This window comes from Candidatus Enterococcus willemsii (assembly GCF_009933335.1).
Classification (GTDB): domain Bacteria; phylum Bacillota; class Bacilli; order Lactobacillales; family Enterococcaceae; genus Enterococcus_F; species Enterococcus_F willemsii.
Window position 1 is genome coordinate 1 of the sequence record NZ_MAEL01000017.1, and the last position, 26,719, is coordinate 26,719.

Sequence of the window (26,719 nt, forward strand, 5' to 3'; positions counted from 1 at the left end):
TTCTTGTTTCCTTTATCTTTTTATTCTGCTAATCTTTGTTATTTTTCAATAGCAAGATGAAGCCTTTTGGTGCGATTTTCGCTTCCGCTACACCATTTGCTAATAACACTTCACCTGTATCTTTTATCGTATATACTTCAGAACCAGTGTTAAAGATTCCTTGAATGACCACGCCATCTAATTCGCGTGTAAAGATAATTTCGCCCGTCTCCTCAGAAACAGACTGCCAAATCATCTTCCCTTCTGAAAAGACTTTTTGATAGTCTTTTCGAATCGCAATCAACTCTTTGACAAATTGATGCAAATCAAGGTCTTGTTGCCCTTCTTCCCAAACCATACATTTACGACAATCAGGATCCATTTCACCCGTCATACCAATTTCATCACCATAATACAAGCAAGGCACACCTTGTTGAATATACGTAAACGCCATGACTTGTTTCATCAAGTCCTTGTCGCCTTTGGTTTCGGTTAACAGACGTGGTGTATCATGTGAATCTAAGACGTTGAATTGCATTTGATTGGTCTGCTCACGATACAACATTAATTGATTATTCATTTCAGAAACCATCTTGCTCATTGTCAATTCGTTTTTGACAAAATATCCCATAATCGCATCCGTAAAGGCATAATTCATCACTGCATGGAACTCATCTCCTTGCAACCAACTTTGTGAAGAATGCCAAATCTCGCCTAAAATATAAAAATCTTCTTTGGCCTCATCACAAACTTGACGGAATTTTTTCCAAAAGGCATGATCTACTTCATTGGCAACGTCTAAACGCCAAGCATCAATATCAAATTCTTCAATCCAATATTTGGCAATATTTAATAAATAATCCTGTACTTCTGGATTTGCTGTATTTAATTTTGGCATATGTGGTGTAAAGGCAAAAACATCATACGTGATATCTGTCGCTTCTTCAAAGAAATCCCCTTCTTTATAACTCGCCGGGAATTCATTGACGTGGAACCAGTCCGCATATTTTGATTGTTCCCCGTTTTCTAAGACATCTTGCCATTGCGGAGAAGTATCACCCATATGATTGAATACCGCATCTAACATCACTTTCATCCCACGCTTATGGCATTCATCGACTAACTTTTTAAAAGTCTCCGCATCACCAAACGCTGGGTCAATTTTTAAATAATCAATCGTGTCATATTTATGATTGGAGAATGCTTCGAATATTGGACAGAAATAAAGGCCGTTGATACCTAAATCTTCTAAATAATCCAAATGATCAATGACACCTTGCAAATCCCCACCAAAAAAGTCTTGATAATCAGGTGCTTGTGAACCCCAAGCAAGCGTTCCTTCTGGGTCATTACTTGGGTCACCATTCGCAAAACGTTCTGGAAAAATTTGATACCACACCGTTTGTTTTACCCATTCAGGCGCTTTGAAACGATCAATTTCTTGAAAGTACGGCATTCGAAAATAATTATTTGGCATTTCTAGGAACTCATCCTCTAACGGATACACCCCATGATCGCCATAAAAAGCGGATAATTCATCGTAACCAGTAACTGAAAAAGCATAAGATAATCGTTTAAACGGTGCAGTTACTGTCACAAACCAATAATCGTATAAATCAGTCGTTAAAATGCGTGTCATTGGCAATGACTGTTCGTACCATTTCTCTTCACTTAATTTATAAGGATCACCGTGAATCAACGAAGCTGCCCGAATATCTCCTCGAGCAGTCCGCAAACGGATATGCATGGTGTCTTTTGTATACAAATAGGCAAATTCACTGTCTGGGCGATGATAAATAGCTGCTGTGTTCATAGATAGTCTCCTTTATTTGTTGTCTTCTCAAAACCAATCATTTTCTTATTTTGCGTTGACTGCTTCATTCAACACAGTCCGTTTAAAGCGCGTTTTGACATAAAGTGTAAGGGACATCCCAATTAGCCACAAGGATTGGATGCCAAACAAAATAAAAATATCCGTCGTCAAAAATCCTACCAGCATCGCAAGTAAACTTCCGCCACTGACTAAGCTTAATGACAAAGTCACACTTTCTTTCAATGAATGAATAGCTGAAGCTTTTTTAGTTAAATAGAATAACACAGATATACCTAAAATTAGCAAAGCATTCATTGCAAAAAGAATCCCACCGATGTTTAAAATAGTCGATAAAAAGATTGGTCCTGAATTTTGATGATACATTTCGGTTTTTAATCCTTCATAAATCGTTGCTTCTTTCAATTTTCCAATAAATTCATCCGTATAGACTAACCGTAAATCGTAAAAAGCTTGATCTTTCTGAAGAGTTACTACTGCATAATCTTGGGTAAAATCAAGTGCTAATTTATCTTGGGTCAGCGCCTCTGGTAAATTTGTGCCAACAATCAGTGTGCTTGTTTGATATATAATCTTTTCACTGGTCTCTGCTAACTGCCCCTCATTAAAAGTCAGTTGCTGAATTTGTGTGCTTGCATCAGAATCAATTTGAGTAAACTCAGTAGGCAAAAAAGCATCGACCAATTCTGTCCCTCTTTGAACAAGTCCTAAAGACAGTGGAATCATCACTAATGATTGGATAAAAATGAAAATAATCCCCAATTGCCACCATTTAAATTTATTTCTATTTGAAAAAATTTGTTTCACTGAAAAAATTGACTGAAAAAAATTTATTGGAAAATGTTTGTTCATACTTACCTAACCTTTCGTACCTCCTGATGTTAATCCTGAAACAAAATTCTTTTGTAAGAAGAAAAACAGAATAACAATTGGCAGAGAAATTAATATTGCTCCTGCTGCAAATAACGCGACACGTTGATTACGAGCATCACTAATAAATGTTTGTAAACCGACGGCAACCGTGATTTTTTCTGGTGATCTTAGCAAGAAACGTGCAAGCATAAAATCACCAAATGGTCCCATAAATGCCCATAGCGCTTGAACTGCTAACATAGGTCTTACTAAAGGTGTAACAATCTGTGCGAAAATTCGAAAATGCCCTGCACCATCTAATTTTGCAGATTCATCCAAATCAATCGGTACCGTATCAAAGTATCCCTTCATTAACCACGTATTCATTGGAATCGCTCCACCAACGTAAATTAAAATCAAGAACCACGCACGGTCTAGCCCGCCAGATAATAATCCCATAACAAAGAATGCAGTTAACGCAGCCATTGTCGGTACCATTTGCACAATCAGAAACATTACTAAACTTTGTTTTCGACCGGCAAAACGGTAACGACTAAACGTGTATCCCGCAAGTGTTACGATTAATACTTGAATAACCATTGTCGAAACAGCAATAATTAACGTATTTTTGTACCACTGAGGATAAAGGGTGTCTTGAAACAATCGACGAAAATTGTCTAACGTCCAATTTGCGCTAAAGTCCAATCGAAAAGCAATCATATTTCCAGGTTTAAATGCGGATGTCACCGTAATCAATAATGGATAGATAATGATGACTGACATTAAAATCAACACAGCATATGTGCCTATTTTACCAAGCAGCTTTTTTCTTTTCTCTGATGAATAGTTTGTCTTCATAATCTAGTCCTCCATATTAAATGCATTGGTCCGTTTAAATACAATCATTGAAATCCCAATTACAATCGCTGAAATCATCAATGTGATCGCTGCAGCCACAGAGTATTGTGGTGAACCGCCAGTCGTTAATTTATAAATCCATGAAATAAGAATATCTGAGTTTCCGGCATTATTTCCTAAACTCCCTGGTCCCCCTTCATTGAAAAGATAAATATTAGCAAAGTTATTGAAATTCCCTGTGTATTGCGTAATAAAGGTTGGAGCAGCAACTAAAAAGATTGAAGGCAAAGTGATATTTTTAAAACTTTGAAGCGCGTTGGCACCATCCATTTTTGCTGCTTCATATAAATCATCTGGAATTGATTGAAGAATCCCTGTAACCATTACATAAATATAAGGGAAACCTAACCAACCTTGAATCATAATAATCGCTGTCTTCGTCCAAAATGGATCGGTTTTCCAAGGAAGAGCTGAAATATCAACAAATGGTAAATGATTCAAAAAGGGAATCACCTGTGTATTAATGGCACCCGCAGTGTCATTAAAAATATTTGAAAAACTCATAATTGTAATAAACGCTGGGACTGCCCAAGGAAGTAAGAAAATCGTCCCAAAAATACGTTTGAATTTAATAAATTTTTGATTGGCAATGACCGCCAAAAATACCCCCAATGAAATTTGCAAGGTCGTAGATAACACGGTCCAAATAATTGTCCATGAAAAAACTTTTCCAAAAGTCGCACGATACGAAGCTAATGTAAAAATGTTTTTAAAATTATCAAATCCAACCCAATCAATTAATGTCGCTGGTGGGATATGTTTGAAATCATAGTTTGTAAAAGCCATAAATAAAGTGACTAGTACTGGAAAAATAATTGCAACTGTCATCACAAAATATGCTGGAATCGTTAATAGATACGCAAAACCATTTTCATAAACGTTTGATAGTGCCTCTTTAATCGTTACATTGACTTTTAATCCATCTCGCCATGCTTTCGCTACTTTATTGGCATCTCGCAAATTAATAAACCAGAATAGTAAAAAGATTACTGTGATAATAATCTGCAACGTTCCATTAATTAATAAGAATAGGGAATGATCTTCCATCGGCGTTGTTCCTAAAGAAACAAACTCTTGAAAAGCTTGTATTCCGAATTGTAATAGTTCAATGACAAAGCCGATTGTAATTGCTAAAAAGACAATCCCTTTCCATAATTGGCGGTTATATATCTGACCAAGACCTGGAATGATTGATAGTAGCATGGCTATTCGAGGATTTTTTTCTGCTGTTTTCATTGCGTTACCTTGCCTTTCTACTAACTTTTTTATATGAGGAAATTGGGAATAAACTAATTTATCCCCAATTCCATCTAGTTAAAATTAATATTTTTGTTCGATTGATTCTTTAATTGTTTTTACTGCATTGTCTGCTGCTTCTTTTGGCGTCATGTTTCCTGAGCCAGCATCAAATAACATATTTTGTCCGCCAGCCCAAACTTCAGCCATTTCAGGAATATTTGGCATTGGTTCAGACACTTTGTATTGCTCAATAACAGCTTTTGATACTTCATCATCAGAATTCAAGATTTTTTCTTGTGATTTGCTATTTGCTGGTACTTCTGAACGCATTTCATACAATTTATCTTGGTTTTCTTCTGTTGTTAAGAATGTGACAAATTCTTGCGCAAGCTCTTTATTTTTCGAGAAGTTACTTACAACCCAAGCTTTTCCTCCACCAAATGAAGCATATTCACTACCATTTTTCAATGTTGGGATTTTTGTTACACCAATATTGATTCCAGCTTCTTTATAAGCATTGGCATCCCATGGGCCACTAATAATAGCTGCTGTTTTATTAGAAGTAAAGTAGTCGGTAATCAAATCATTGTTCGCAGTCACATCTAGCATTCCTTCTGGCCAGACATTTTGGAACCAATCCGTTGCATACGTAATTCCTTCAATTGCACCTTTGTTATTTAAACCAACGTCTTGTGAATTGGTACCTTCATCACCAAAGATGTAACCTCCATAACCAGATATTAAACCATACGTAAAGTACAAATCTGTCCATTTGGCTAAGAAACCTAAATTGTATTTGCCTTCATCATATTTCGGATCTTTTGACAATGCTTCTAAGTCAGCGAATGTTTCCGGTGCTTCTGATGTCAAATCTTTATTGTAAAATAAGACCAAAGCTTCTGCTGTAGCTGCTTGACCATATACTTTATCATCTAAAGTTACTTGACGTTTATCGATATCAGTATAACGACCGTCATCTGGCAATTCAATTTCTGCTAATGAGCCTTGAGAACCTCCTTGTCCTACTCTATCAAATGGCGACATCGTCACATCTGGACCTAAACCGGCAGGACCATCCAAAGGTAACGCGTCCATTTGCTCAAACATATCTTTTTCAGTTACTTTCACTTCTACATCATGTTCTTTTTCAAACTCATCTTTGACTTCATTTACATAATCGACATAGTCTGCTCCGACAGAAATATTCAATACACTTGAATCACTTCCGCCACCTGACGCAGCACTATCAGAAGAATCAGTACCTCCATTGCCACAAGCTGCCAACGCCATTAATGTTAATGCTGATACTCCCATAAAGCTCGCTTTTTTCCAAGTTGTTGTCATGATAGTTCCTCCTAGATTTTTTTCAGAATTAAATAACTAAATGCTGTCATTTCAAGTGTTTTATTTAATGCGATTATCTCTTCATTTATTAAGTTGATGAACGTTCCTCCTTCCAATTCTTTCGGAAGAGAAACCTGATTATTACCATGTGTATTGAATAGAAAATATAGTTCGTCATGGTCAGAGAATTTTTTGAACATTACAGTATTTTCTTCAGTTAGTAAAAATGTATAGTCTCCCGCATATCCAAATTCTGGGTATTGGTTACGTAATTTTATTAGTTGTTCCAGATTGCTTGTAGGCAATGATTTATCCCAATTCATACATCTTCGGCTATCTGGATCATCATGTCCTTCTAAATAAATTTCACTGCCATAATAGTAACAAACAGATCCAGGTGTCGTTGCCAACAACGCAAAACACATATCCACTTTCTGATAATTACCACCTGCTTGCGTGGTAATTCTTGGCGTATCATGGCTATCTAACAGCGTGAACATACCAGCATTTTGATTCTTAGTATAACGGGTATAGTTGTTCACGAATTGTTCGACAAATTCCTTACCGTTGATTCGGTTCGTTGCTATCCATTCTTGAATAGGCTTGGCTAATTGATAGTTCATTACACCATCAAATTGATCCCCATTTAACCAAGCGTTGCTGTCATGCCAGATTTCACCACAAATGTACGCATCTTCTTTCGCTTCTTTGACGACTTTCCTAAATTCACGCCAAAACTGATGATCAATTTCATTGGCAACATCTAATCGCCAACCATCGATATCAGCTTCCACTATCCAATAGCGAGCAACTTCTAATAAATATCTTTTGACTTCAGGGTTACTTGTATTTAATTTAGGCATATGATAAGAAAAATTTAAATAAGAATCATCTTCAAAATAGAACCAATCATAGTATTTCGATTTTTCTTTCTTTTCCATCGCATCCTTAAACTGGTAGGATGTCCAACCAATATGATTAAATACTGCATCTAGCATAATGCGAATCCCTAATTTATGCGCCTTATCAACCAATTCGCGTAAATCTTCTTTCGTACCAAAGTGAGGATCAATTTCAAAATAATCTTCCGTATCATATTTATGTGAAGTCGGTGATTTAAAAATTGGTGTCATATAAATACCTGAAATACCCAACTCTGCTAAATATGGTAATTTTTCAATAATACCTCGTAAATCCCCACCATAAAATTCATGCTCTCCAAGAATGGCGGTTTCTTCATTTGACCATTCATGAGTATTTTCCGGATCATTTGTTGAATCACCATTCTTAAAACGTTCGGGAAAAATTTGATACCAGACAGTTTTCTTAACCCAATCTGGCGCCGAAAAAATATCTTGTTCATGAAGGTACGGAAAAGCAAAATAGCTATTAATATCATTGGCAATGTATGAGTCATCTGGTGAGAAAAACCCCCGTTCTGTATAGATGAACTGCTCTTGTTCATCTTCAACTAAAAAACCATATCTCGCTTTTAATTCATAAGGTTCTACTTCTGTAAACCAATAATCATAAAGCTCTGTTGAAAATTCTTTTTTCATTGGAATTTGTTTCTTCTGCCACATATAAACGCCTTGTTCATTAGGAAGCCAGCCAGTCTCATGATCGATTTGTAGCGTAACAGCAGTCAAGTCATCTCGTTTACTTCTTAAACGCAAATGTAATGTTTTGTTATCGTAAGCGTATGCAAAATTGCTTTTAGATTTGTGTAAAATTGCTTGTCTCTCCACAAAATTCCTCCTAAATCTTAAATTCACAATAGGTTAATAACGTATTGTTACTTTCATATACATTATGCAATCGCTTGCTTTAATAGTCAATAGAAAATTTTATCTTTTTTATTTAATTAACATTAATTCATGTACAAAAAATAGCAAACTCCTTTATACGAAGCCATTTTCTCTTCATATAAAAAAACAGACATAACGCAACCGATTGCTAAAAGAAACACTTATCCAATAGAATTTCCTACAAAAAAAGCATTGAACATACATCTCTCATGTTCAATACTTTTTCATATATCTATTTTTTATTCACTATCCACTAGAATACATACACTTTGCGCAGAAATGGCAATTGTCGAACCATCCACTCTTCCTTTGGGTTCAATTCCCGCCGAATCATTATCCGCTACAATTTGCCAATTCATTGTAATATTCTCTTCAGTTGGCAACTCAATCTCCTGCTCTTCGTAGCTACTATTAACAATTACGAGCAGTTGACGCCATTTTTCATCTGGATGAGTATTAGGAATCACATAAGCAAGTAAATTTTCTGTCTTATCCAAGAAAATCATCGTTTGGGCTGTTTCATCCGTTCCATCTCGAAGTGGTGCATAGTGTTGTCTAATTTGCCACATACCTTTATAAAACTCAATTAAATCGTTGAAGTCGGCAACTTGTTGCCAATTCAATTGGTTAATTTCCAATGCTGACACATAAGAATTTTCATCACCGAACTTCGTACGTGCGAATTCTTCTCCTGCCTGAGTAAAGATACCTCCTTGACTAGTAAATAAAACCACAGCTGCCAGTTTATTCATCATGACAAGCTCTTCATTTCGTTCATATGAAGTTGCACCTGTCGTTGCTACTAACTTATCCCACAAACTTAAATTATCATGTGCAGAGATGTAGGCAATTACTTGTGAGGATGCTTTAGACCAACCAGTAGTTGCGATATCAGTAGACAAGGGCATGCCTTTAATTCCCGCTTCTAATTCCGAATCAAAAAATGTACGTACGCTTTGACGTTTGCCGTTTTGACCTTGAACAAAAGCACCATCCGATTCTTCAAAAACATAGCCTTTTAAGCTATCACGCAAATCATCATTAAAGACGGCAATTCGTTCTGAGAGTTGCGACACATTTTTCTTATTTGCTGGAAGATTGGGTGCCTTTATTTGATTGGACCCTGCATCCCAAGGTTCACCATACATCAATACATAACTTAAACCACGATTATCTAAAGCTTGACGAATTTGATTCATTGTTTCAACATCATGTAGCCCCATCAAGTCAAAACGAAAGCCATCTAATTGATATTCTTCCGCCCAGTAAATAATAGAGTCAATCATATATTTCCGAACCATCGCACGTTCAGAAGCCACCTCATTGCCACAAGCAGAGCCATCCGCAAATTGTCCCTTCTTATCTTGACGATAATAATAATCTGGTACCGTCAAATTAAACCATGAATGTTCCGTCAATGAAGTATGATTATAAACTACATCCAAAATAACACCGATATTTTCTTCATGGAGTGACTGAACCATTTGCTTAAACTCTTTAATACGCACATATGGATTTGTTGCATCTGATGCATAACGACCTTCCGGCACATTATAGTTTTTCGGGTCATACCCCCAATTATAATCTGTTGCCAATTCATGATTATCTGAATCAAAAGCCGGCAATAAATGCACATGAGTCACACCGAGTTCTTTTAAATATGCTACACCAGTTGCTATTTTTCCTTCACCATTCAATGTCGTTTCTTTCTCAGTAAACGCCAAATATTTTCCACGATTTTCGGCTGTGACACCGCTAGTTGGAGAAGCGCTGAAGTCCGCAACATGTACTTCCCAAATATATGCATCCGTCATTGATTTTCTTATCGGTTGCGTCGTTTGCCAACCTTCAGGATTTGTCTTATCCATATCAATAATTGCTGCTCGATTACCGTCTATCCCGACAGCTTTCGCATACAAGTCTACCGTTTCAACCGTTTGATTGCCACGTACAATCTCATAGGTATAAAACAATCCTTCCAAATCATTCGGGATGTCTACTTGCCAAACATTTTTATGCTTTGTCATCGCATACGTTTCAATCAATGAATCGTCATGCGCATCTCCTGTTTGATACAAACGTACACGAACTGCTTGTGCATCTGGTGCCCATAATTTAAATTTTGATTGTTCGGGAGTATAATGCAAGCCTAAATCAGAACCATCATAAGCTTGGGCCTCTAATGTAGCAAGTTTCTTCGTAATAGAATTTGCCGAATGCTTTTGCGTTCGTCGAAGAATCAAAGTACCTGCCCCAACCGTAGCGGCTGCCGTTAATCCCCAAAACCATTTATTCTTCATCTATAATCTCCTATTCAAATTTTTTAAAAATAGCTAGTAACAAATATGTCCGTAAAAAATGCCAAACACTGATACCGATAAAAATTCCTAAATACATACCCGACACAAATAAGTAAGGTGATACCATCAAACCGATTGGCAGAATGGATACAATTAACAATAAAAGACTCCGGAATGGATACTTGATTGAGATTTTCACCAAGTTCTGAATCATCTCTTTCAATGAATTTTGGTACCGAGCCAGATAAAAAAATACATATTGGCAACTATTTGCAACGAATAAAGTGACAATCAACACACCAATTGTCATCCAGTTATTTAATAATTGAAAATTAATTAAATACAGCCAATTCGTTACTAACACCCCTGAAACCACCATTAGCAATAGCCAAGTAATGGTGCTTTGCTTCAAATTTTTCCTAAAGGAGGCAAAAAAGGTGCTGACAATCTGGGTTTCATCCGATGAAATCATTCGAGTAGTTACCGTAAAACCTGCTGTTTGAGCAGCGCCAATTGTAATAATTGGCAAGCTGGTCAACAACATTAATAAATTTAAGACAAGTAAACACCAAACTTTCATCATCACTCGATAAAAAGGTCCTTCTACTCGAAAAAATGTTTGCATAGTTCTCTACTCCTTCACTGCACCAACCACAATTCCTTGGACAAAATATTTTTGTAAGAACGGATAAATCACTAACAACGGTACAATAGCGACCACAATTTTAGCCGCATTTAAATTCCGATCAGATACTGCAAGCAAGCTTTGCAATTGTTCAGAAGACATTCCTGTAGAATTTTGCAAGGTTTCTGCGATATTAACCGACAACGATTGAATATAGGTCATTAATGGATAATTAGCGGTTTTTGTCATATAAATCAAACCACTCATAAAATCATTCCAGTTGCCGACAATACTAAACAAAGAAACGGTCGCCAGCGAAGGCAATGAGATTGGAATATAGATTTTCGTTAAAATTTGCCACGGATTCGCACCATCTAACCAAGCTGATTCTTCTAAAGATTTTGGTACACCACGGAAAAAATTCATCACTAAAATGACACTACCGATTGGCACGGCCCCTGGTAAAATTAACGACCAGACACTATTAATCAATCCTAGATTACGGACAATTAAATACGTTGGAATCATACCACCGTTAAATAACATGGCAAAAATAATTAAACTCATAAAAAATTTACGTGAACGAAACACTTTCTTCGATTTAGACAATGGGTAAGCCATCGTCACAATAATCACGATATTAATTATCAAGGAAGCAACAACACGGAACACCGAAATCCCAAACGAACGCCAAAATTGAGTATCCCCCATGATCCGTTCATAAGCAGCCACGGTAACATCCACTGGCCACAGCGCTACGCGATTCCCTGCAACTGCTGTAGAACTACTTAGTGACAAAGCCACTACATTCAACATTGGTATCAAACAAGACAATGTTAATAAAATAACGATTGTGTAAATAATAAATTGACGGAGACCAAATTTTTCTTTCATCTACCTTTTCCCCCTTTGTTAGAACATGACACGGTTCGTTGATTTTTCAGCAATTTTATTGGACGTTAAAATTAAAATCAAACCAACAATCGAACGAATCAAACCGACAGCTGTACCTAAACTATAATCACGACCAATTAACCCAATTCGATAAATATAAGTGTCTAGGACATCACCACTTGCATAAACAGGTGGAGAATACAGGTTATACACTTGGTCGAAGCCAGCATTTAAAATATTTGGTAAAGCTAAAATTGTCATTAAAATAATAAATGGCATCATACCTGGCAGTGTCACATGACGAACCTTTTGCCCCCAGTTTGCGCCATCCATCGTAGCTGCTTCATATAATCCGGGATCAATTGACGTAATCGCTGCTAAGAAAATAATCGAATTATAACCAAACCCTTTCCAAACATCAGTCCAAATTAATAGATGTGGAAATACTTTGTTACTCCCCAAGAAATTAACGGCATCTAACCCAATACTCTCAAGAAGTTGATTGACAGAACCATCTAAATTAAATAGATTAACAACAACCGATCCTAAAATAACCCAGGATAAAAAATGAGGTAAATACACAATCGTCTGCATTGATTTTTTCAGCCATTTCAGACGAATTTCATTTAGTAAAATAGCAAAAACAATCGGAAGTATTGTATTTAAAATAATTTTACCGACAGCAATAAAGACTGTATTATATGTTACGCGCCAAATATCAGGTAAATTAAATAAGTATTTAAAATTATCTAACCCTACAAATTCAGACCCAAATACTCCCCGTGCTGGAACAAAGTCTTGAAATGCCATAAACAAACCAAACATCGGGCCATAAGCAAATACTAATAAAAACAACATTCCTGGAATCAACATTCCTAAATAAAATACTTGGTCTTTGGCAAACCATGATTTTTTCTTTTTCGCTTGTTTCATTGCGTCTCCTCCTTATCGAAAAAGGAGTATCTGCCAGATTTCACAGACACTCCTTCTGTCATTATTTTCGCTCGTCAACAATCGTTTGTGTTTCTTCTAAGATTGCCGTTCCTCCTTGATCATTCCAAGAAGAAACATATTTATCAAAGTTGTCTAATGATTCTTCACCCGTGATAAATTTGATAAACATTTCCTCTTCTAATTTATCAACTTGTGCGCCATTGCGTTCACGTGATTTCAAGGTTTGAGGAATAACAATTGGATTCACTTCATTGATTGTTTTTTCTTCACGAACCCCATTCATAATGTCATTAAGTGCAAGCACACGAGAGGAGTAAAGCGCCCAATCGCTTGGTTCAGCATCTGCTGGATTATCCATATAAGTTTTAATTTTCTGTGCATTATTTTTAACGATAAATTTCGTAATATCATCAATCGGTATTTCCCCTTTTGCGGCTTTGGTTGCTTCAACAGCATCACTAATCTCACTATAGTTCGGGAATAATTCAATATTGATTGGTTTTGCTGTTCCATCAACTGCTAGTTGCGCGTATTCGTATAGCTCTGGAAACTCATTTTCCATATCCTCTGAATAAGCGACTTCATCAAATAACAGGTTGACCATTTCAATTAATAGTTCTGGTTTTTCGAAATCTTTGCTGATAACGACAAATCCACCTGTCGCTGATTTATCAACCGCATTAATTTCGCCGTTTTCATCTTCAATTGCAAATGGTGTAAATTCAGCTTCTGGATTAGATGTTCGTGCTTGAACTAAGCCCCAATCTGGTATATGCCATGGTCCAGGTACAATCCCTAATTGTCCATTAACCATCATGGCATTAATATCATCATAAGTGCGTGTTCCAAACTGAGGATCCAACAAACCATCTTGGAATAATTTATTTAAATAGGTCAGCGTTTCTTTTGTTTCTTCAGAATTCGAACCATAGCTAACTTTGCCACTCTCATCTTCCAAATAAACTTTTGGATACGCATTAAAGGCATTAAACATCGGTGCAGCAGTATAAGCAGAGCCACCATGATCACCAGCACTTACCCAATTGGCTAAAGCAAGCCCCATTGATTTGCCAGTTTCACCTGGATCTTCTTCCTTGAAGCGTTTTGCTGTTGATTCCAGTTCATCCAAACTAATCGCATGATTCTTATCTTTATCTAATTCAATCCCTAATTTGTCTAACCAATCTTGACGAATCCACACAAGATTCGGACCAAAATCATTTGTCGTTCCTGGAATTGCCATTAAACGATCATCAATCGTTGCCATATCCAAAGTAAATCCATCATAAGAATCATATATTTCTTTGATTTTATCGCTCGCATGCTCTTCGTACACATCGGTTAAATCAGCAATCAAGTCATTATCTACCAATTCTTGCAGTTCATCTCTGGAAACGACCATCATATCAGGAATATCACCTGAAGCAATTGCCAAAGAAACTTGTCGATTGTAATCATCTCCATTGGCTTCAAATGCACTCTCCAATTCAATATTTAATTTATCTTGAATCACTCTGCGGTACGCATTGTCTTCATAAGAATCACCTTCAGGTAGCTTTGAATTAGGCGCTGTTTGTTGCCCAACAGTCATAATGATGTCGCCATCCGCATTAGTTTTTGCTTCCTTCGGCTCATCACTATTACCACAAGCAGCCAAAGCTAGTGGTGCAATAGCTAGCATCGATAGTAAGACTTTCTTCTTCCAGTTTTTCATTTTGTTCCCCTCCGTTGTTTGATAAATCTATTATACGCAATCGCTTTCATTAGTTGAATAGAACTTTTTCCACTTTCGTTGTCTAAATCCCACAATGTAAAGCGTTTACAAAACGTTGATAGATTCTTATTTGTATGTTTGTGAAATTCAAGCTATAATTTTAATGTTCATTTTTTTATTAGGAGGACGTATCTATGTATCATGTTTTACTTGCTGACGATCACTTTGATCAGCGTGAACTATTTCGTTTTTTATTAGAAAAACGTCAAGAACAATGGACAATTTATGAAGCTACCAACGGGAAAGAAGCCTTAGAATTTGTCGAAACACACCCAATCGATTTATTAATAACTGACGTCCAAATGCCTTTTATCTCAGGAATTGAATTAGCCGAAACAATTCGTCGGAAAAATACCACACTTCCGATTCTTTTCATTAGCGGATATGATGATTTCCAATATGCAAAAAAAGCCTTGGATTTGCAAGCAGTTAACTATCTTTTGAAACCGATTAATCCGCAAGAATTCCACACACAAGTTGATGAGTTAATTCATCGAGTCCAAGAGATTAAAAATAATATACGACAGCAAAAAAGAAGGCGCTATCAACCGATTCTACTAAAATTATTGAATGGGGTCTCCTTTGATCAACTGACACCAGAAGATCAAAAGACAATTGAAGAACTCATGGTAGCAAATACTTATCTGATGACTATTGATACGAGTAATTATGATACCGATGAGTTAAAGGACTATTTAGAAATCTATGAACCTCCTTTAATCTTCGTGCAAACAAATGTCACTCGTTTTGTGTGTCTACTCTCGAATGTTTCCAAACAGCAAGCGCAATTATTTCAACGAACTTTCACACAACAACTACAAGCAACACAAATAATTGATTGTACGGTGAGACTTTCTAAAAGTTGTCCTCATCCAACCGCTCTTTTTCGCACGTATCAGCAATTACATGCGCACATTACGCATGGGTTTTATCAAAAAACAGCAAATGAGCATTTAGCTCAAGAATTACCTACAAATGATAGCACGCAGGAAACAAAAGTAATGACTGAGTTACATGACTTATTACAACAACAAAACATGGAAGCTATCACGCAACTATTAGCAACGTTATTTACCCAATATGAGGAGTCTGCCACTGAATCTCCTAGTATTGTCAAATTTTTCTTTGCACGTTTGTATCGTATACTCATCGATTTTTTAGAATCAAATAATATAGAAGTGCAAAATGGCTTTCAATCCATTTTGGAAGCGACAGCATTTATTCAACTACCACCTATATTTGATGACATACTGACCGTGGTGCATCATCGATTTTTGAATCTAAATCAAACAACCAATGACTACGTCCGCGAAACGAAAAATTATATCTGGAATCATTATTCGGAAGAATTGAACTTAGAAGTATTAGCAACAAATGTCCACCTTTCTCCCAAGTACTTAAGCAATTTATTTAAACAAGAAGAAGCGATTGGACTCATTAAATATCTCAATAAAGTACGTATCGAAAAAGCACAAGAATTATTATTAACTTCTCACTACCGCGTACGTGAAATCAGTCAATTAGTTGGTTTTAATAGTTATTCTTATTTCATCAAAAGCTTTCAAAAATATACAAGCGTAACACCTGAACGTTACCGTAAAGCCAAAGGAATGATTACTCATGAAACATAAATTCGTTCATTTTTTCCAAAATCTTTCGTTTCAACGAAAGATTATTGCTATTTCTTTTCTAGCAAGCATCATTCCTTTGCTATTATTAACTTTCTTTAGTATTGGTATCATTCAACATTTTATTTTAGCCCGTGAGGAGAACAGTAACGAGGATAATTTAACTTCTGTCTATCAGCAAATTAATTTACGTTTAACGACCTATGAAGAAGCTATTTCTTTTTTAACAAGTTCGCAAGTTTTAACTGATGCACTAGCCATTGAAAACCCAACAAATTTTGAACAATATAATCTTTACAAGAATACCATTGTACCGTTTTTTGTCAGTATTTATTCCCAACAAGATTCTATTGCACAAATTACTTTATACACCACGATTAATTTATACAATCATGGAAAATATGTAAAAAAAATAACCCCTAACGATATTACAGAAAACTTTAAATTGAATAATACTACTAATATTTCCTATTATTACGATGCGCAAAAACAACAAATTTACCTTTATAGTCAGTTATTTTCAACAAAAAATCGTGACACAAATATTATTGTGTTTCAATTATCACCGAAAGCAGTGTTTCGCGAATTAGAAAATATTTCAAATGATCCTTACCGTTTATCTATTATTGATGAACACCGCAATGAGTTATATCATTTTTCAAATGAACCAAAACATGCAGATTTGCCTTTTTTAACACGAATGATTCATACGTTTAATCACTCCTATAGTGAAAGTAAAAAAACGTTAGCTAACGGTTGGACAATTACTTTTGCACGACCCATGTATTCAATTTACTTAGGTGTATTAATTTTCGGAACTGTTGCTTTTCTGATTTTTCTTTTTGCTATTGTCATGTTGAGTTTGTCTATCACTGGGTTATCCAAAACAGTTGTCGCTCCAATCAAAAAATTAGCTAATCAAATGAACGAACGCCCAGAAAAAACGTTACAAATTCAGCCAACTTATCAAACCAACGATGAAATTGGCCAACTATATACGAGTTTTTATCGTATGATTCAACAGATTCAAGAATTAATTGATGCAGTCTACAAAGGAAAAATCAATCAACAAAAACATGAATTACGGGCCTTACAAGCACAGATTAATCCGCATTTCTTCTATAATTCTCTGTCATTGATTAACAATAAAGCTGTTATGACTGGGAATGATGATATTAGCGAGATGGCACAACTTTTGTCACACTTCTATCGTCTTAGTTTGAATTCAGGAAAGAATAAATTATCAATTCGTAAAGAACTTGATTTGACAATTACTTACGCCAATATTCAATTAAAAATGCACCAACATTCTTTCGACTTAACTATTGATGTGGATGAAGAAATTTTAGACTATGAAATTATGAACTTACTGATTCAACCGTTTGTTGAAAATGCGATTTTCCATGGAATAGATCACATCGATGACCAACGCCGTGGCAAACTAACGCTGACAGGTTCCATTGTTGATGACAAGATTCAATTTCAAATCATTGATAACGGACAGGGAATGACAGCTGAACAAATGGCAACTATTTTCACGCAACCAAGTAAACACTATGGCATTCGTAATGTCCAGCAACGGATTCAACTCTATTATGGAGTCGAAAATGCCATTCAATATACATCAACCATTAATGAAGGAACAACGGTCAAAATTATTCTACCAACACACCCGATAAAACAATAAAGCATGCACCAGGTAGCTCTTAACACAAAGGAGACTCACCTGGTTCATGCTTTAGTTCTTTATATTTAGTTAAAATCGCCATTGCATCAGCGAAGTGCTCATTGACTGAAATATAATCTTCTTTAGTCAGGATAGATAACGTATCGGCTAATTTTTCTTTTACCTGATTTTCTTTTCGCTGAAATAATGCTTTACCTTCTTTGGTGGTATAAACATTGACGACACGACGATTGATTTCATTATGTTGACGTTGCACAATCTGACGCTTTTCTAAATTAGCAATTGAACGGCTGATTTGAACTTTGGATGTCCCTACTTGAGTAGCCAATTCGGTCATTGAAATGCCTTCTTTCGTTGCGACAATTAGAATGATTAGCACTTCCATTTTCGTTAGCTTTAAATCTTCTAAATTGGAATCAAAGTCTTGAAAAACTAGTTGGCTCATAAATGAAAAAATTTCCGTAAAGACGGTAATATCTAATGGTGATGATTGTTGATCCATGGACTCCCCTCTTTTCTTCTTTAGTGTAGCTGAAATTCACAAAATTATCAAATGTTGATTGTTGATTTTTGTTAACTATTGTGATACCGTTGAAAATGACTCAAAAGTGCGGGTTTGTTGGTAAATTCAAGCAGAGAAGAGTGTCTACATGTTAGAATTAAAAGAAATAAAAAAATATTATACCGTTGGTAGTACGACAACAAAAGCATTGGATGGGGTGTCCGTTGCTTTTCGTAAACAAGAATTCGTTGCGATTTTAGGGCCTAGCGGTTCAGGAAAAACAACGATGTTAAATGTAATTGGTGGCTTAGATAACTATGATTCTGGGGATATGATTATTAATGGGAAATCAACCAAAACATTTAAAGACAGAGACTGGGATGCTTATCGCAATAATTCAATTGGTTTCGTCTTCCAAAGTTACAACTTAATCAGTCATCAAGGAATTATTGACAACGTCGAATTAGGAATGACCTTAAGTGGTGTCTCCAAAGCTGAGCGTCGACAAAAAGCAGAAGATGCTTTGACTCGTGTAGGCCTAAAAGAGCATATGCATAAAAAACCCAATCAATTATCTGGTGGACAAATGCAACGTGTTGCAATTGCGCGAGCATTGGCTAATGATCCAGATATTCTATTATGTGATGAACCGACCGGCGCGCTTGATTCGGAAACAAGTATTCAAATCATGAAACTAATTCAAGAATTGTCAAAAGAAAAATTAGTTATTATGGTGACCCATAACCCCGAACTTGCTCATGAATACGCTGATCGGATTATTGAATTTTCAGATGGACGAATCAACCATGATTCTCATCCCCATATTGAAGGACAAAAGAAAGATGCCTTTAATTTAAAACAGACAAAAATGAAATTTACGACTGCTTTGCGTTTATCCTTTAACAATATCCGAACCAAAAAGGGACGAACTTTCTTAACGTCGTTTGCCTCTAGTATTGGAATCATTAGTATCGCTGTCGTCTTATCCTTATCGACTGGCTTCCAAAAACAGATTGATAAAACACAATCAGAAACACTCTCACAGTTTCCAATTACGATTTCGCAAGTCACAACCGAGCAAGACCCAGAAAACTTTGAGAATCGCTCAACAAAAGGAACCTTCCCTAATACCAAAGAAGTCACTGCCAAAATTAGCGATGCCGATCGTGCACAGCACACCAATAAAATTGATGAAGATTATCTGAACTACATTCAAGATATCGATCCGGAATTAAGCAACAATATCGGTTACACACGGCTTGTGAATATGAACTTATTGCGTGAAGTTGATGGTAAACCACAAATGGTGAAATTCTCGAACGATTCCGAAGAAGGTAGTCAAGCTGGTTCTATGATGTCAATGATGGCGGCTCAAACTGGTGTTGGTGTTTCTTCTTTCCCTCAACAATTAGACAAAGACAAAGGCAATTTTTTGAAAGACAACTATTCACTATTAGATGGTAGCTATCCTGAAAAAATGACCGATGTCGTGTTAATTGTTGATAACAATAATACGACCAATATCAATGCTTTGAAGAATTTAGGGTTTGATATCAAAGACGGCGAAAAATTACCTTTCTCTGAGATTGTCGGTACTAAAATCAAGTTAGCTTACAATGATGCGTTTTACTCAGAACTTCCGACAGGTAATTTCATTCCTAATCAAGATTTACAAACCGTTTATGATAATTCGAACAATGAAGAATTAACTATTTCAGGTATCTTACGCATCAAAGATTCATCGACAATGGACTTGCTATCACCGGGAATTGCTTATAGTGACGCATTAGTACAACAAGTAATTGATACCAACAGTCAATCAGCGATTATCAACGCGCAAAAAGACAGCGACACAAACGTCATGACCAACGAAGCGTTAGATACCACAGCCAAAGATAATTTGATAACTTATTTAGGCGGTAGCTCGATTCCTTACAGTATTATGATTTATCCAAATGACTTTAAGTCAAAAGATCAAGTCTTGGATTACTTAGATGCTTACAACAAAGGTAAAGATAAAGAAAATCAAATCATTTACAGTGATTTAGCTGGTACGATGACCCAATTAACTGGTGGCTTAATGGATGCTATTACCTATGTCTTAATTGCTTTTGCCGGTATTTCCTTAGTTACTAGTATGATTATGATTGGGATCATTACCTACACTTCCGTCTTAGAAAGAACCAAAGAAATTGGGGTTTTGAAAGCTTTAGGAGCACGTAAAAAAGATATTACTCGTGTATTTGATGCTGAAACAGCCATCTTAGGTGTTGCTTCAGGTACCTTAGGAGTTGTGATTGCTTATCTATTAACCTTCCCAATTAATGCCTTGTTATATAGCTTAACGGAATTGGAAAATGTCGCAACATTAAATCCACTGCATGCCTTGATTTTAATTATCATTAGTACAGTGTTAACGATGATTGGTGGACATATTCCTGCACGAATGGCAGCCAAAAAAGATGCCGCAATTGCGCTACGAGCAGAATAAAACGAAAGCAAGGACGAATGTTCGTCCTTGCTTTTTTATATTTCCAATGGTTGTTTAGTAATTTGTTCCTCAGCAATCAGTAATTGTTGATCAAAATTCTTCTGTAAAAAATAGCGGTCATGCGTCACTGCTAATAATGTACCCGTGTAATTTGTCAACAAGTCTTCAATTTCTTCACGAACATAAATATCTAAATGATTGGTTGGTTCATCTAAAATTAACAAATTAATCTCTTCTTGAACTGACACTCCACACGACTAAAGTCATGGGATTCTTAGGTAATGCCTCCTAATGGAAGCAAATTTACTAAGCTATCCCCGAAAGTCCTTCGGTTCTAATATTTATGCTTGCGTTAACATCTCTATCATGAGTTATATCGCAATTCGTACAAGTCCATTCACGAATATGTAGTTCTTTCTTACCGTCATTATGACCACAAGAAGAACATAGCTGTGAACTTGGGAAGAATCGGTCTATCTTGACTAATATTCGTCCTTTCCATGCTGATTTGTATTCTAATTGTCTAACAAATTCACTCCACGAAGCATCTGAGATTGATTTCGCTAACTTATGATTCTTCACCAACCCTTTTACATTTAAATCTTCAATACAAATGATTTGGTTCTCATCAGTCAATCTTGAAGAAAGTTTGTGTAAAAAATCTAATCGTTGATTTTGAATCTTTTCATGAATACGAGCCACTTTCACTTTTTGTTTTTGATAATTTCTAGACTCATCAAGTTTGCGTTTGTGAGACTTTGCAACCTCGAACCGCTTTGAAAGTTTGCGTTGCTCCATTACCAAACGTTTTTCCAATGAACGATAGAATTTTTTATTGTCTATCTTTTCACCTGCGGAAGTTATACAGAAATGAGTTAAGCCTAAGTCCAATCCAATTGTTTCTTTTACTGGCCTTTTTACAAAGTTCTCAGTATCCACTAAGAATGTCGCAAAATACTTTCCAGACTTAGATTGACTAATCGTCACATTCATTAATTTACCGTTGAATCGTAACGTTTCAGCCATTTTTACCCAACCAACTTTTGACACGTAGAAGTAATTCCCATTGACTTTCATACCCATCGCTGTGCGATATGATTTTTTCGAATACTTTTTACTTTTGAATTTAGGAAAACCAAAGTTAGATTTAAAGGTATTATTGTATGCTTTATTTAAGTCCATTGCGACTTGGCTAAGTGGTTGAGCTTCAACTTCCTTTAGCCATGCAAATTCTTCTTGCTTCTTCAATGTAGCATATGTTGTTTTATCTTCTTTGTCGTTTTCATTTTCCTTCTTCATTTTATAATTCGTGATTCGTTGGTTTAAAAGAAAATTCCAATAAAATCGGACACATCCAAATGTTTTTTGAAACTGAATTGCTTGTTTCTTATTTGGATAGATTCTAATTTTATGAGCCTTTTTCATTTCTGTACACCTCCTTCACACTATCAATAGCTTGTTCTTTGATTTTCAACATATCGCTTGATAGTTTCACTAGAATCGATAACAGTTGTCTTAGAACGTCTGTATTCATTAGTCCTATTATTATCATACGCTAAAAGTGGACGAAATTATTTTAGATATACATAAATATTAAAACTTTTTGATTTTATCGTGTGGAGTTTGTTCACGTAAGCTCGCTAATTCTCACGCAGTTCTCTTATGAACTTCTTACAGTTTCCTGCAAGCACAGACTATATCTTATCCGTTGGCTTTACCCAGTACGGCGAAACCACTTCGAGTCGCTTGACCCTACTTCCCTCAAGAGGAATAGTCGTTGAACCTTCCTATTTCTAGGCTTGGCTGCTGATTTCCGATTGTGTGAACACTTAGGATTTAACCTTATGCCATCTAACTTATTTTTTCTGCTTTCGCAACGTTTCACGCTTGAGTTTACTATCTCTACGTTGTAGTTAAGTTAGCTTTACGAGTTCCCAGCAATTCAGTTTCTTCATTGGACAATACGAGATTTTGTATTGTCACTAAATGCAAGTTTCCCTACATTCTTACAGTACGATGTGGGCTATCATCCACACGGTTGAAACCGTGAGTTTTCTCGCCCACAATGCTATAATTTCATCAGATACAAGCGGACTTGTTCCCCACCGGATAAATCTTGTAGCCGTTTGGCAACATCTTCTTTATAAAAACCATAATGCGCCAAGGTTTGTCGCGCTTTTTGTTCTTCGCCAATCAGCGACAGAGCATAAGCTAATACGCGTTGGGTAGGTTGTTCAAATGTTAACTGTTGCGGTAAATAGCCAATCCTTAAACTACTGCCTAATTTCAGTGTTCCTTCATCTAACGTTTGTTCCCCCAACAATAACTTGACTAGCGTTGATTTTCCCGAACCATTTTCGCCAACTATGGCAACGCGTTCCCCACGATAAATTGCAAATGAGCTATCCGTGAACAATAGTTTGTCACTGATTATTTTGCCAATGTGTTTCGCAACGATAATTTCTTTGCCCGATCGACTAGCTTGCTCTAACTCACTGAGGCGTTTTTTAGGGGTAACTGGTGGTTTTACCAGTTGTATTTTTTCCAATCGACGTTCAATTTCTTTGGCTTTTTTGAAGAAGGCTTCGTTGTCTCCTTCATTGCCCCATTGACGATAGCGGCGAATCATTTGTTTCATTCGTTGAATTTCTTTTTGCTGCAATTCGTAATTTTTACTTAATTCAGCCAAACGAGCTTTCTTCAATTCGATATAGCGGCTGTAATTTCCCGGATAATCAATCAGTTGCCCATCTTCAATCTCAATGATGCGATTGGTCACTTCATCTAAAAAGGCACGGTCATGCGAGATGACCACAAAGGCTTGCTTAGTTGCCCTCAAATAATTTTCCAGCCATTTAATCCCCGCTAAATCCAAATGATTGGTCGGTTCATCTAGCAATAACACATCACTTTCTTGCACCAAAATTTTTGCTAATTCTACACGCACTCGTTCACCACCACTAAGTGCGGATAACGAAGCCTGACTCTTTTCCTCTAACCCCACCCCTTTTAAGGTACTTTGAATATGATTTGCGAGTTGATAACCACCGTGCTCTTCAAATTGTTGTTGCAGCGTACCATATAACGTCATAACACGCTCTAAATCCACATCTGGTTGCGCCATTTTTTCTTCATAATTTCGCATTTGTTGCTGCATGCGTTGCAATTCTTCAAAGCTTTCCGCAATATAATCGACCACTGCTGTCTCGTTGGTGACTAAATTCTGAGGTACCCATCCAATCCGTAAACCTTTTTGACGGCTAATGGTGCCAGCATCAATCCCTTCATTTCCTAATAAAATATGAAATAAGGTCGTCTTGCCGGTGCCGTTTTGCCCAACCAAACCTATTTTTTCATGCGGGTGTATTTGTAACGATAACTCTTCAAATAGTGGTGTCCCACTAAAGTTTTTATTTATTTTATTTGCTTGAATATACATTTTGCTAGCTCCTTTTGAGACTATGCAAAAAAAGGTCTCGGAAAAAAATCCAAGACCTCACGTTATTTTATCTATTCATTAAAAAGCTGAAATAGGTTAACAGTTTGCATGGTCATTGATTTTTTTGTACAATTTGACTATTTTTAGATACACTTCTCCCGTAAACAGCCATTGTAAAACCAATCGCATGACTAAAACTAATATGATAGCGTTGAAACTCATCAACCGATGTTATTTTAATCAAGCATTCCATGACAATCTGTTCCCTCCTTTGACGTTCATTTCCTCAAGTATAACTTATTTTTTTAACATTGACAATTTGTTTCTAATGGTCACCTCTTTCATTCGACTATTTCTTCTTGTATTTTTTTAAAATAAGGAGTACAATATATACGAATTTAGGATAACCTAAAAAGGAGTCTTGGAAATGGATAAAAACGGAAAAAAAATCGTGTCCTATGCAAATGGACCGAGTTTAGAAGAAATTAACGGAACTGTAGACGTTCCTCAAACAACCAGTTTTTGGAAAAATTTAATTGCTTTTTCAGGACCAGGCGCATTAGTTGCTGTCGGCTATATGGATCCTGGTAACTGGATTACTTCGATTGGTGGTGGTGCTAAGTACGGTTATTTACTGATGTCAGTCATTTTAATTTCTAGTTTGATTGCGATGTTACTCCAATACATGGCAGCTAAATTAGGAATTGTGACTCATATGGATTTAGCACAAGCCACACGAAAATACACTGGTAAGAAACTAGGTTTTGTCTTATGGATTATTACTGAATTAGCCATTATGGCAACCGATATTGCAGAAGTTATTGGTGGGGCCATCGCATTAAATTTATTATTCGGTATTCCACTGTTAATGGGTGTAATTTTAACTATTTTTGATGTTCTATTACTATTGATACTAACACGTCTAGGCTTCAGAAAAATTGAAGCAATTGTCATGACTTTAATTCTAGTTATTTTTGTAGTCTTTTTATATGAAGTGATTATTGCACAGCCGAATATTCCTGACATGTTAAAAGGTTTCATTCCCCAAAAACAAGTCCTGCATCACGGGGAACTGACGATGGCCTTAGGGATTGTCGGTGCAACGGTCATGCCACATAATTTATACTTAGGTTCATCAATTTCCCAATCAAGAAAATATAACCTTCAAGATGAGGAACATGTTGCCCATACCTTACGTTTTGCGACTTGGGATTCAAATATCCAATTATCGGTTGCATTTATTGTCAATTGCTTATTGCTGATTTTAGGAAGTGCCTTATTTTTCGGACATGGTGATGAGTTAGGTACTTTTTCTACGCTCTATAATGCGTTGCAAGATTCATCTATTGCTGGTGCCGTTGCGAGTCCGTTATTAAGCACTTTATTTGCTGTTGCCTTGCTTGCATCTGGGCAAAATTCAACAATTACCGGAACCTTAGCTGGACAAATTGTAATGGAAGGTTTCATTCATATGAAAATTCCAACTTGGGCTCGTCGGGTCATTACACGTGGGTTGTCAGTTATTCCAGTATTGATTTGTACGATTTATTTTGGTGCGAATGAACAGGCATTAGACAATCTTTTAATCTATTCCCAAGTATTCTTAAGTTTAGCACTACCTGTTTCCATGATTCCTCTCGTTTATTTTACAAGTTCGGAAAAAATTATGGGCAAACGATTTAAAAATAAACCCTTGATAATTGTTGCAGGCTGTCTATGCACAATTATCCTAACCATTTTAAATATTGATTTAATTATCGAAACTCTCATGCATATCTAACAAAAGACGGAAACTAGGCTTACCCAGTTTCCGTCTTATTAGTATTCATATAATTTAATCTCGCCTGAAATATATTCCCCTAAATAAATATCTGAGACTTCTTTACCTGTCAGCTCACGTACCTGTTCAACTAACCATTGTTCATCGCGATTAATAATATCTAATAAATCCTCATTTGCTTGCCCATCCATAATAATTGGATAACGAATGTTTTCGTCCCCCTGCTCAATAATCGTCAACTGGCCATTTTGTTCTAAAACAACCCGCTTTAGTTTAGATATTTCATAAATACCATTACTGCGCAGCTTAAACATCAACTCGTTGGCAGAAATTCCATGCTGCAAACACGTCGCAATATCCACATTCCCATTATGAATCAAAGTTGTCGGTTTTCCATCAATGATATTTTTGACGAAACGATTGTGTTCCTTTGAAAACTTGACTGTTAACACAAGTGTTGTCCAAACAATTAATACCAAAACAAACTGCAACACACTAATCGCATCATTATAAATAACCCCACCAATAATCCCACCGAGCACATAGTTTTGAACCTGATCCATGGCAGAAGATGGGGCAAGATTGCCTTTTCCCATAATATTAATTTGAACAATTAAACATAAAATACCTAATGCGAGTTTAATAATAATTGGACTGTATAAGCTCATTCTTGT

Annotated in this window: 20 protein-coding genes and 1 pseudogene; 4 read left to right on the plus strand and 17 right to left on the minus strand. The window is 36.2% G+C overall.

Annotated features, from left to right (window positions below; translation table 11 throughout):
• Window positions 1-28: 28 nt before the first annotated feature.
• The 11 genes from BAU17_RS02665 to BAU17_RS02715 all read right to left on the minus strand — a co-directional run bounded on the left by BAU17_RS02665 (window position 29) and on the right by BAU17_RS02715 (window position 14,458).
• Window positions 29-1,792 carry a glycoside hydrolase family 13 protein gene (locus tag BAU17_RS02665; protein ID WP_081116899.1) on the minus strand — a complete coding sequence of 588 codons (1,764 nt, stop codon included), beginning with the start codon at window positions 1,790-1,792 and terminating at the stop codon, window positions 29-31.
• 45 nt (window positions 1,793-1,837) lie between these two features.
• The gene (locus tag BAU17_RS02670) at window positions 1,838-2,572 is read right to left on the minus strand and encodes a hypothetical protein (RefSeq protein ID WP_161901275.1); all 735 of its coding nucleotides are present in this window, start codon (window positions 2,570-2,572) and stop codon (window positions 1,838-1,840) included.
• Between the two features lie 96 nt (window positions 2,573-2,668).
• On the minus strand, window positions 2,669-3,520 hold the full coding sequence (locus BAU17_RS02675; RefSeq protein ID WP_161901276.1) for a sugar ABC transporter permease: 852 nt from the start codon (window positions 3,518-3,520) through the stop codon (window positions 2,669-2,671).
• 3 nt (window positions 3,521-3,523) lie between these two features.
• Entirely contained in the window at window positions 3,524-4,816 is a 1,293-nt protein-coding gene (locus BAU17_RS02680; protein WP_161901277.1) for a sugar ABC transporter permease, read from the minus strand.
• An 84-nt stretch (window positions 4,817-4,900) separates the two neighbouring features.
• Window positions 4,901-6,163 carry an extracellular solute-binding protein gene (locus BAU17_RS02685; RefSeq protein WP_161901278.1) on the minus strand — a complete coding sequence of 421 codons (1,263 nt, stop codon included), beginning with the start codon at window positions 6,161-6,163 and terminating at the stop codon, window positions 4,901-4,903.
• Window positions 6,164-6,174: 11 nt separating this feature from the next.
• Window positions 6,175-7,911, minus strand: coding sequence for a glycoside hydrolase family 13 protein (locus tag BAU17_RS02690; protein WP_161901279.1), 1,737 nt, complete (start codon window positions 7,909-7,911; stop codon window positions 6,175-6,177).
• Between the two features lie 299 nt (window positions 7,912-8,210).
• Window positions 8,211-10,271 carry a type I pullulanase gene (pulA, locus tag BAU17_RS02695; protein WP_161901280.1) on the minus strand — a complete coding sequence of 687 codons (2,061 nt, stop codon included), beginning with the start codon at window positions 10,269-10,271 and terminating at the stop codon, window positions 8,211-8,213.
• A 10-nt stretch (window positions 10,272-10,281) separates the two neighbouring features.
• Window positions 10,282-10,896: a DUF624 domain-containing protein gene (locus BAU17_RS02700; RefSeq protein ID WP_161901281.1), complete on the minus strand. Its 615-nt coding sequence runs from the start codon at window positions 10,894-10,896 to the stop codon at window positions 10,282-10,284.
• 6 nt (window positions 10,897-10,902) lie between these two features.
• Complete coding sequence (locus tag BAU17_RS02705) at window positions 10,903-11,790, minus strand: carbohydrate ABC transporter permease (protein ID WP_161901282.1); 888 nt, start codon at window positions 11,788-11,790, stop codon at window positions 10,903-10,905.
• Between the two features lie 18 nt (window positions 11,791-11,808).
• Window positions 11,809-12,723: an ABC transporter permease gene (locus BAU17_RS02710; RefSeq protein WP_161901283.1), complete on the minus strand. Its 915-nt coding sequence runs from the start codon at window positions 12,721-12,723 to the stop codon at window positions 11,809-11,811.
• Window positions 12,724-12,784: 61 nt separating this feature from the next.
• A complete protein-coding gene (locus tag BAU17_RS02715) occupies window positions 12,785-14,458 on the minus strand; it encodes an extracellular solute-binding protein (protein ID WP_161901284.1) in 1,674 nt (557 codons plus the stop codon).
• A 194-nt stretch (window positions 14,459-14,652) separates the two neighbouring features.
• On the opposite strand from BAU17_RS02715, the gene BAU17_RS02720 reads away from it, so the two are divergent.
• Both BAU17_RS02720 and BAU17_RS02725 read left to right on the plus strand, forming a co-directional pair.
• Window positions 14,653-16,149, plus strand: coding sequence for a response regulator (locus BAU17_RS02720; RefSeq protein ID WP_161901285.1), 1,497 nt, complete (start codon window positions 14,653-14,655; stop codon window positions 16,147-16,149).
• On the plus strand, window positions 16,139-17,833 hold the full coding sequence (locus tag BAU17_RS02725) for a sensor histidine kinase (protein ID WP_161901286.1): 1,695 nt from the start codon (window positions 16,139-16,141) through the stop codon (window positions 17,831-17,833). The genes BAU17_RS02720 and BAU17_RS02725 overlap by 11 nt, the downstream gene beginning before the upstream one ends.
• Window positions 17,834-17,852: 19 nt before the next feature.
• Here the strand turns inward: BAU17_RS02725 and BAU17_RS02730 are convergent, their stop codons facing one another.
• Window positions 17,853-18,335 (minus strand): MarR family winged helix-turn-helix transcriptional regulator, encoded by a 483-nt coding sequence (locus BAU17_RS02730; RefSeq protein WP_161901287.1) that lies wholly within the window; start codon window positions 18,333-18,335, stop codon window positions 17,853-17,855.
• A 148-nt stretch (window positions 18,336-18,483) separates the two neighbouring features.
• On the opposite strand from BAU17_RS02730, the gene BAU17_RS02735 reads away from it, so the two are divergent.
• A complete protein-coding gene (locus tag BAU17_RS02735) occupies window positions 18,484-20,826 on the plus strand; it encodes an ABC transporter ATP-binding protein/permease (protein ID WP_161901288.1) in 2,343 nt (780 codons plus the stop codon).
• A 35-nt stretch (window positions 20,827-20,861) separates the two neighbouring features.
• Here the strand turns inward: BAU17_RS02735 and BAU17_RS02740 are convergent.
• The 4 genes and pseudogenes from BAU17_RS02740 to BAU17_RS14090 all read right to left on the minus strand — a co-directional run.
• A pseudogene (locus BAU17_RS02740) lies at window positions 20,862-21,062 on the minus strand (ribosomal protection-like ABC-F family protein); the annotation flags it as partial.
• Between the two features lie 70 nt (window positions 21,063-21,132).
• Window positions 21,133-22,251, minus strand: coding sequence for an IS200/IS605 family element RNA-guided endonuclease TnpB (gene tnpB, locus BAU17_RS02745; RefSeq protein ID WP_161901289.1), 1,119 nt, complete (start codon window positions 22,249-22,251; stop codon window positions 21,133-21,135).
• A gap of 643 nt (window positions 22,252-22,894) precedes the next feature.
• Window positions 22,895-24,265, minus strand: a complete 1,371-nt coding sequence (locus tag BAU17_RS02750; RefSeq protein WP_161901290.1) for an ABC-F family ATP-binding cassette domain-containing protein — start codon at window positions 24,263-24,265, stop codon at window positions 22,895-22,897.
• A gap of 112 nt (window positions 24,266-24,377) precedes the next feature.
• On the minus strand, window positions 24,378-24,518 hold the full coding sequence (locus BAU17_RS14090; protein WP_202622266.1) for a hypothetical protein: 141 nt from the start codon (window positions 24,516-24,518) through the stop codon (window positions 24,378-24,380).
• 174 nt (window positions 24,519-24,692) lie between these two features.
• Between BAU17_RS14090 and BAU17_RS02755 the strand changes: the two genes are divergently transcribed.
• Window positions 24,693-26,045 carry an Nramp family divalent metal transporter gene (locus BAU17_RS02755; protein ID WP_161901291.1) on the plus strand — a complete coding sequence of 451 codons (1,353 nt, stop codon included), beginning with the start codon at window positions 24,693-24,695 and terminating at the stop codon, window positions 26,043-26,045.
• A 38-nt stretch (window positions 26,046-26,083) separates the two neighbouring features.
• On the opposite strand, the gene BAU17_RS02760 is transcribed toward BAU17_RS02755, so the two are convergent.
• Window positions 26,084-26,713 (minus strand): DUF421 domain-containing protein, encoded by a 630-nt coding sequence (locus tag BAU17_RS02760; protein WP_161901292.1) that lies wholly within the window; start codon window positions 26,711-26,713, stop codon window positions 26,084-26,086.
• Window positions 26,714-26,719 lie beyond the last annotated feature (6 nt).

Excerpts from the sequence above, each read along its gene's own strand:
- BAU17_RS02665 (WP_081116899.1), bottom strand. The coding sequence starts at position 1,792 with ATGAACACAGCAGCTATTTATCATCGCCCAGACAGTGAATTTGCCTAT.
- BAU17_RS02675 (WP_161901276.1), bottom strand. The coding sequence starts at position 3,520 with ATGAAGACAAACTATTCATCAGAGAAAAGAAAAAAGCTGCTTGGTAAA.
- BAU17_RS02680 (WP_161901277.1), bottom strand. The coding sequence starts at position 4,816 with ATGAAAACAGCAGAAAAAAATCCTCGAATAGCCATGCTACTATCAATC.
- BAU17_RS02685 (WP_161901278.1), bottom strand. The coding sequence starts at position 6,163 with ATGACAACAACTTGGAAAAAAGCGAGCTTTATGGGAGTATCAGCATTA.
- pulA (WP_161901280.1), bottom strand. The coding sequence starts at position 10,271 with ATGAAGAATAAATGGTTTTGGGGATTAACGGCAGCCGCTACGGTTGGG.
- BAU17_RS02700 (WP_161901281.1), bottom strand. The coding sequence starts at position 10,896 with ATGCAAACATTTTTTCGAGTAGAAGGACCTTTTTATCGAGTGATGATG.
- BAU17_RS02705 (WP_161901282.1), bottom strand. The coding sequence starts at position 11,790 with ATGAAAGAAAAATTTGGTCTCCGTCAATTTATTATTTACACAATCGTT.
- BAU17_RS02710 (WP_161901283.1), bottom strand. The coding sequence starts at position 12,723 with ATGAAACAAGCGAAAAAGAAAAAATCATGGTTTGCCAAAGACCAAGTA.
- BAU17_RS02715 (WP_161901284.1), bottom strand. The coding sequence starts at position 14,458 with ATGAAAAACTGGAAGAAGAAAGTCTTACTATCGATGCTAGCTATTGCA.
- BAU17_RS02720 (WP_161901285.1), top strand. The coding sequence starts at position 14,653 with ATGTATCATGTTTTACTTGCTGACGATCACTTTGATCAGCGTGAACTA.
- BAU17_RS02725 (WP_161901286.1), top strand. The coding sequence starts at position 16,139 with ATGAAACATAAATTCGTTCATTTTTTCCAAAATCTTTCGTTTCAACGA.
- BAU17_RS02730 (WP_161901287.1), bottom strand. The coding sequence starts at position 18,335 with ATGGATCAACAATCATCACCATTAGATATTACCGTCTTTACGGAAATT.
- BAU17_RS02735 (WP_161901288.1), top strand. The coding sequence starts at position 18,484 with ATGTTAGAATTAAAAGAAATAAAAAAATATTATACCGTTGGTAGTACG.
- tnpB (WP_161901289.1), bottom strand. The coding sequence starts at position 22,251 with ATGAAAAAGGCTCATAAAATTAGAATCTATCCAAATAAGAAACAAGCA.
- BAU17_RS02750 (WP_161901290.1), bottom strand. The coding sequence starts at position 24,265 with ATGTATATTCAAGCAAATAAAATAAATAAAAACTTTAGTGGGACACCA.
- BAU17_RS14090 (WP_202622266.1), bottom strand. The coding sequence starts at position 24,518 with ATGGAATGCTTGATTAAAATAACATCGGTTGATGAGTTTCAACGCTAT.
- BAU17_RS02755 (WP_161901291.1), top strand. The coding sequence starts at position 24,693 with ATGGATAAAAACGGAAAAAAAATCGTGTCCTATGCAAATGGACCGAGT.
- BAU17_RS02760 (WP_161901292.1), bottom strand. The coding sequence starts at position 26,713 with ATGAGCTTATACAGTCCAATTATTATTAAACTCGCATTAGGTATTTTA.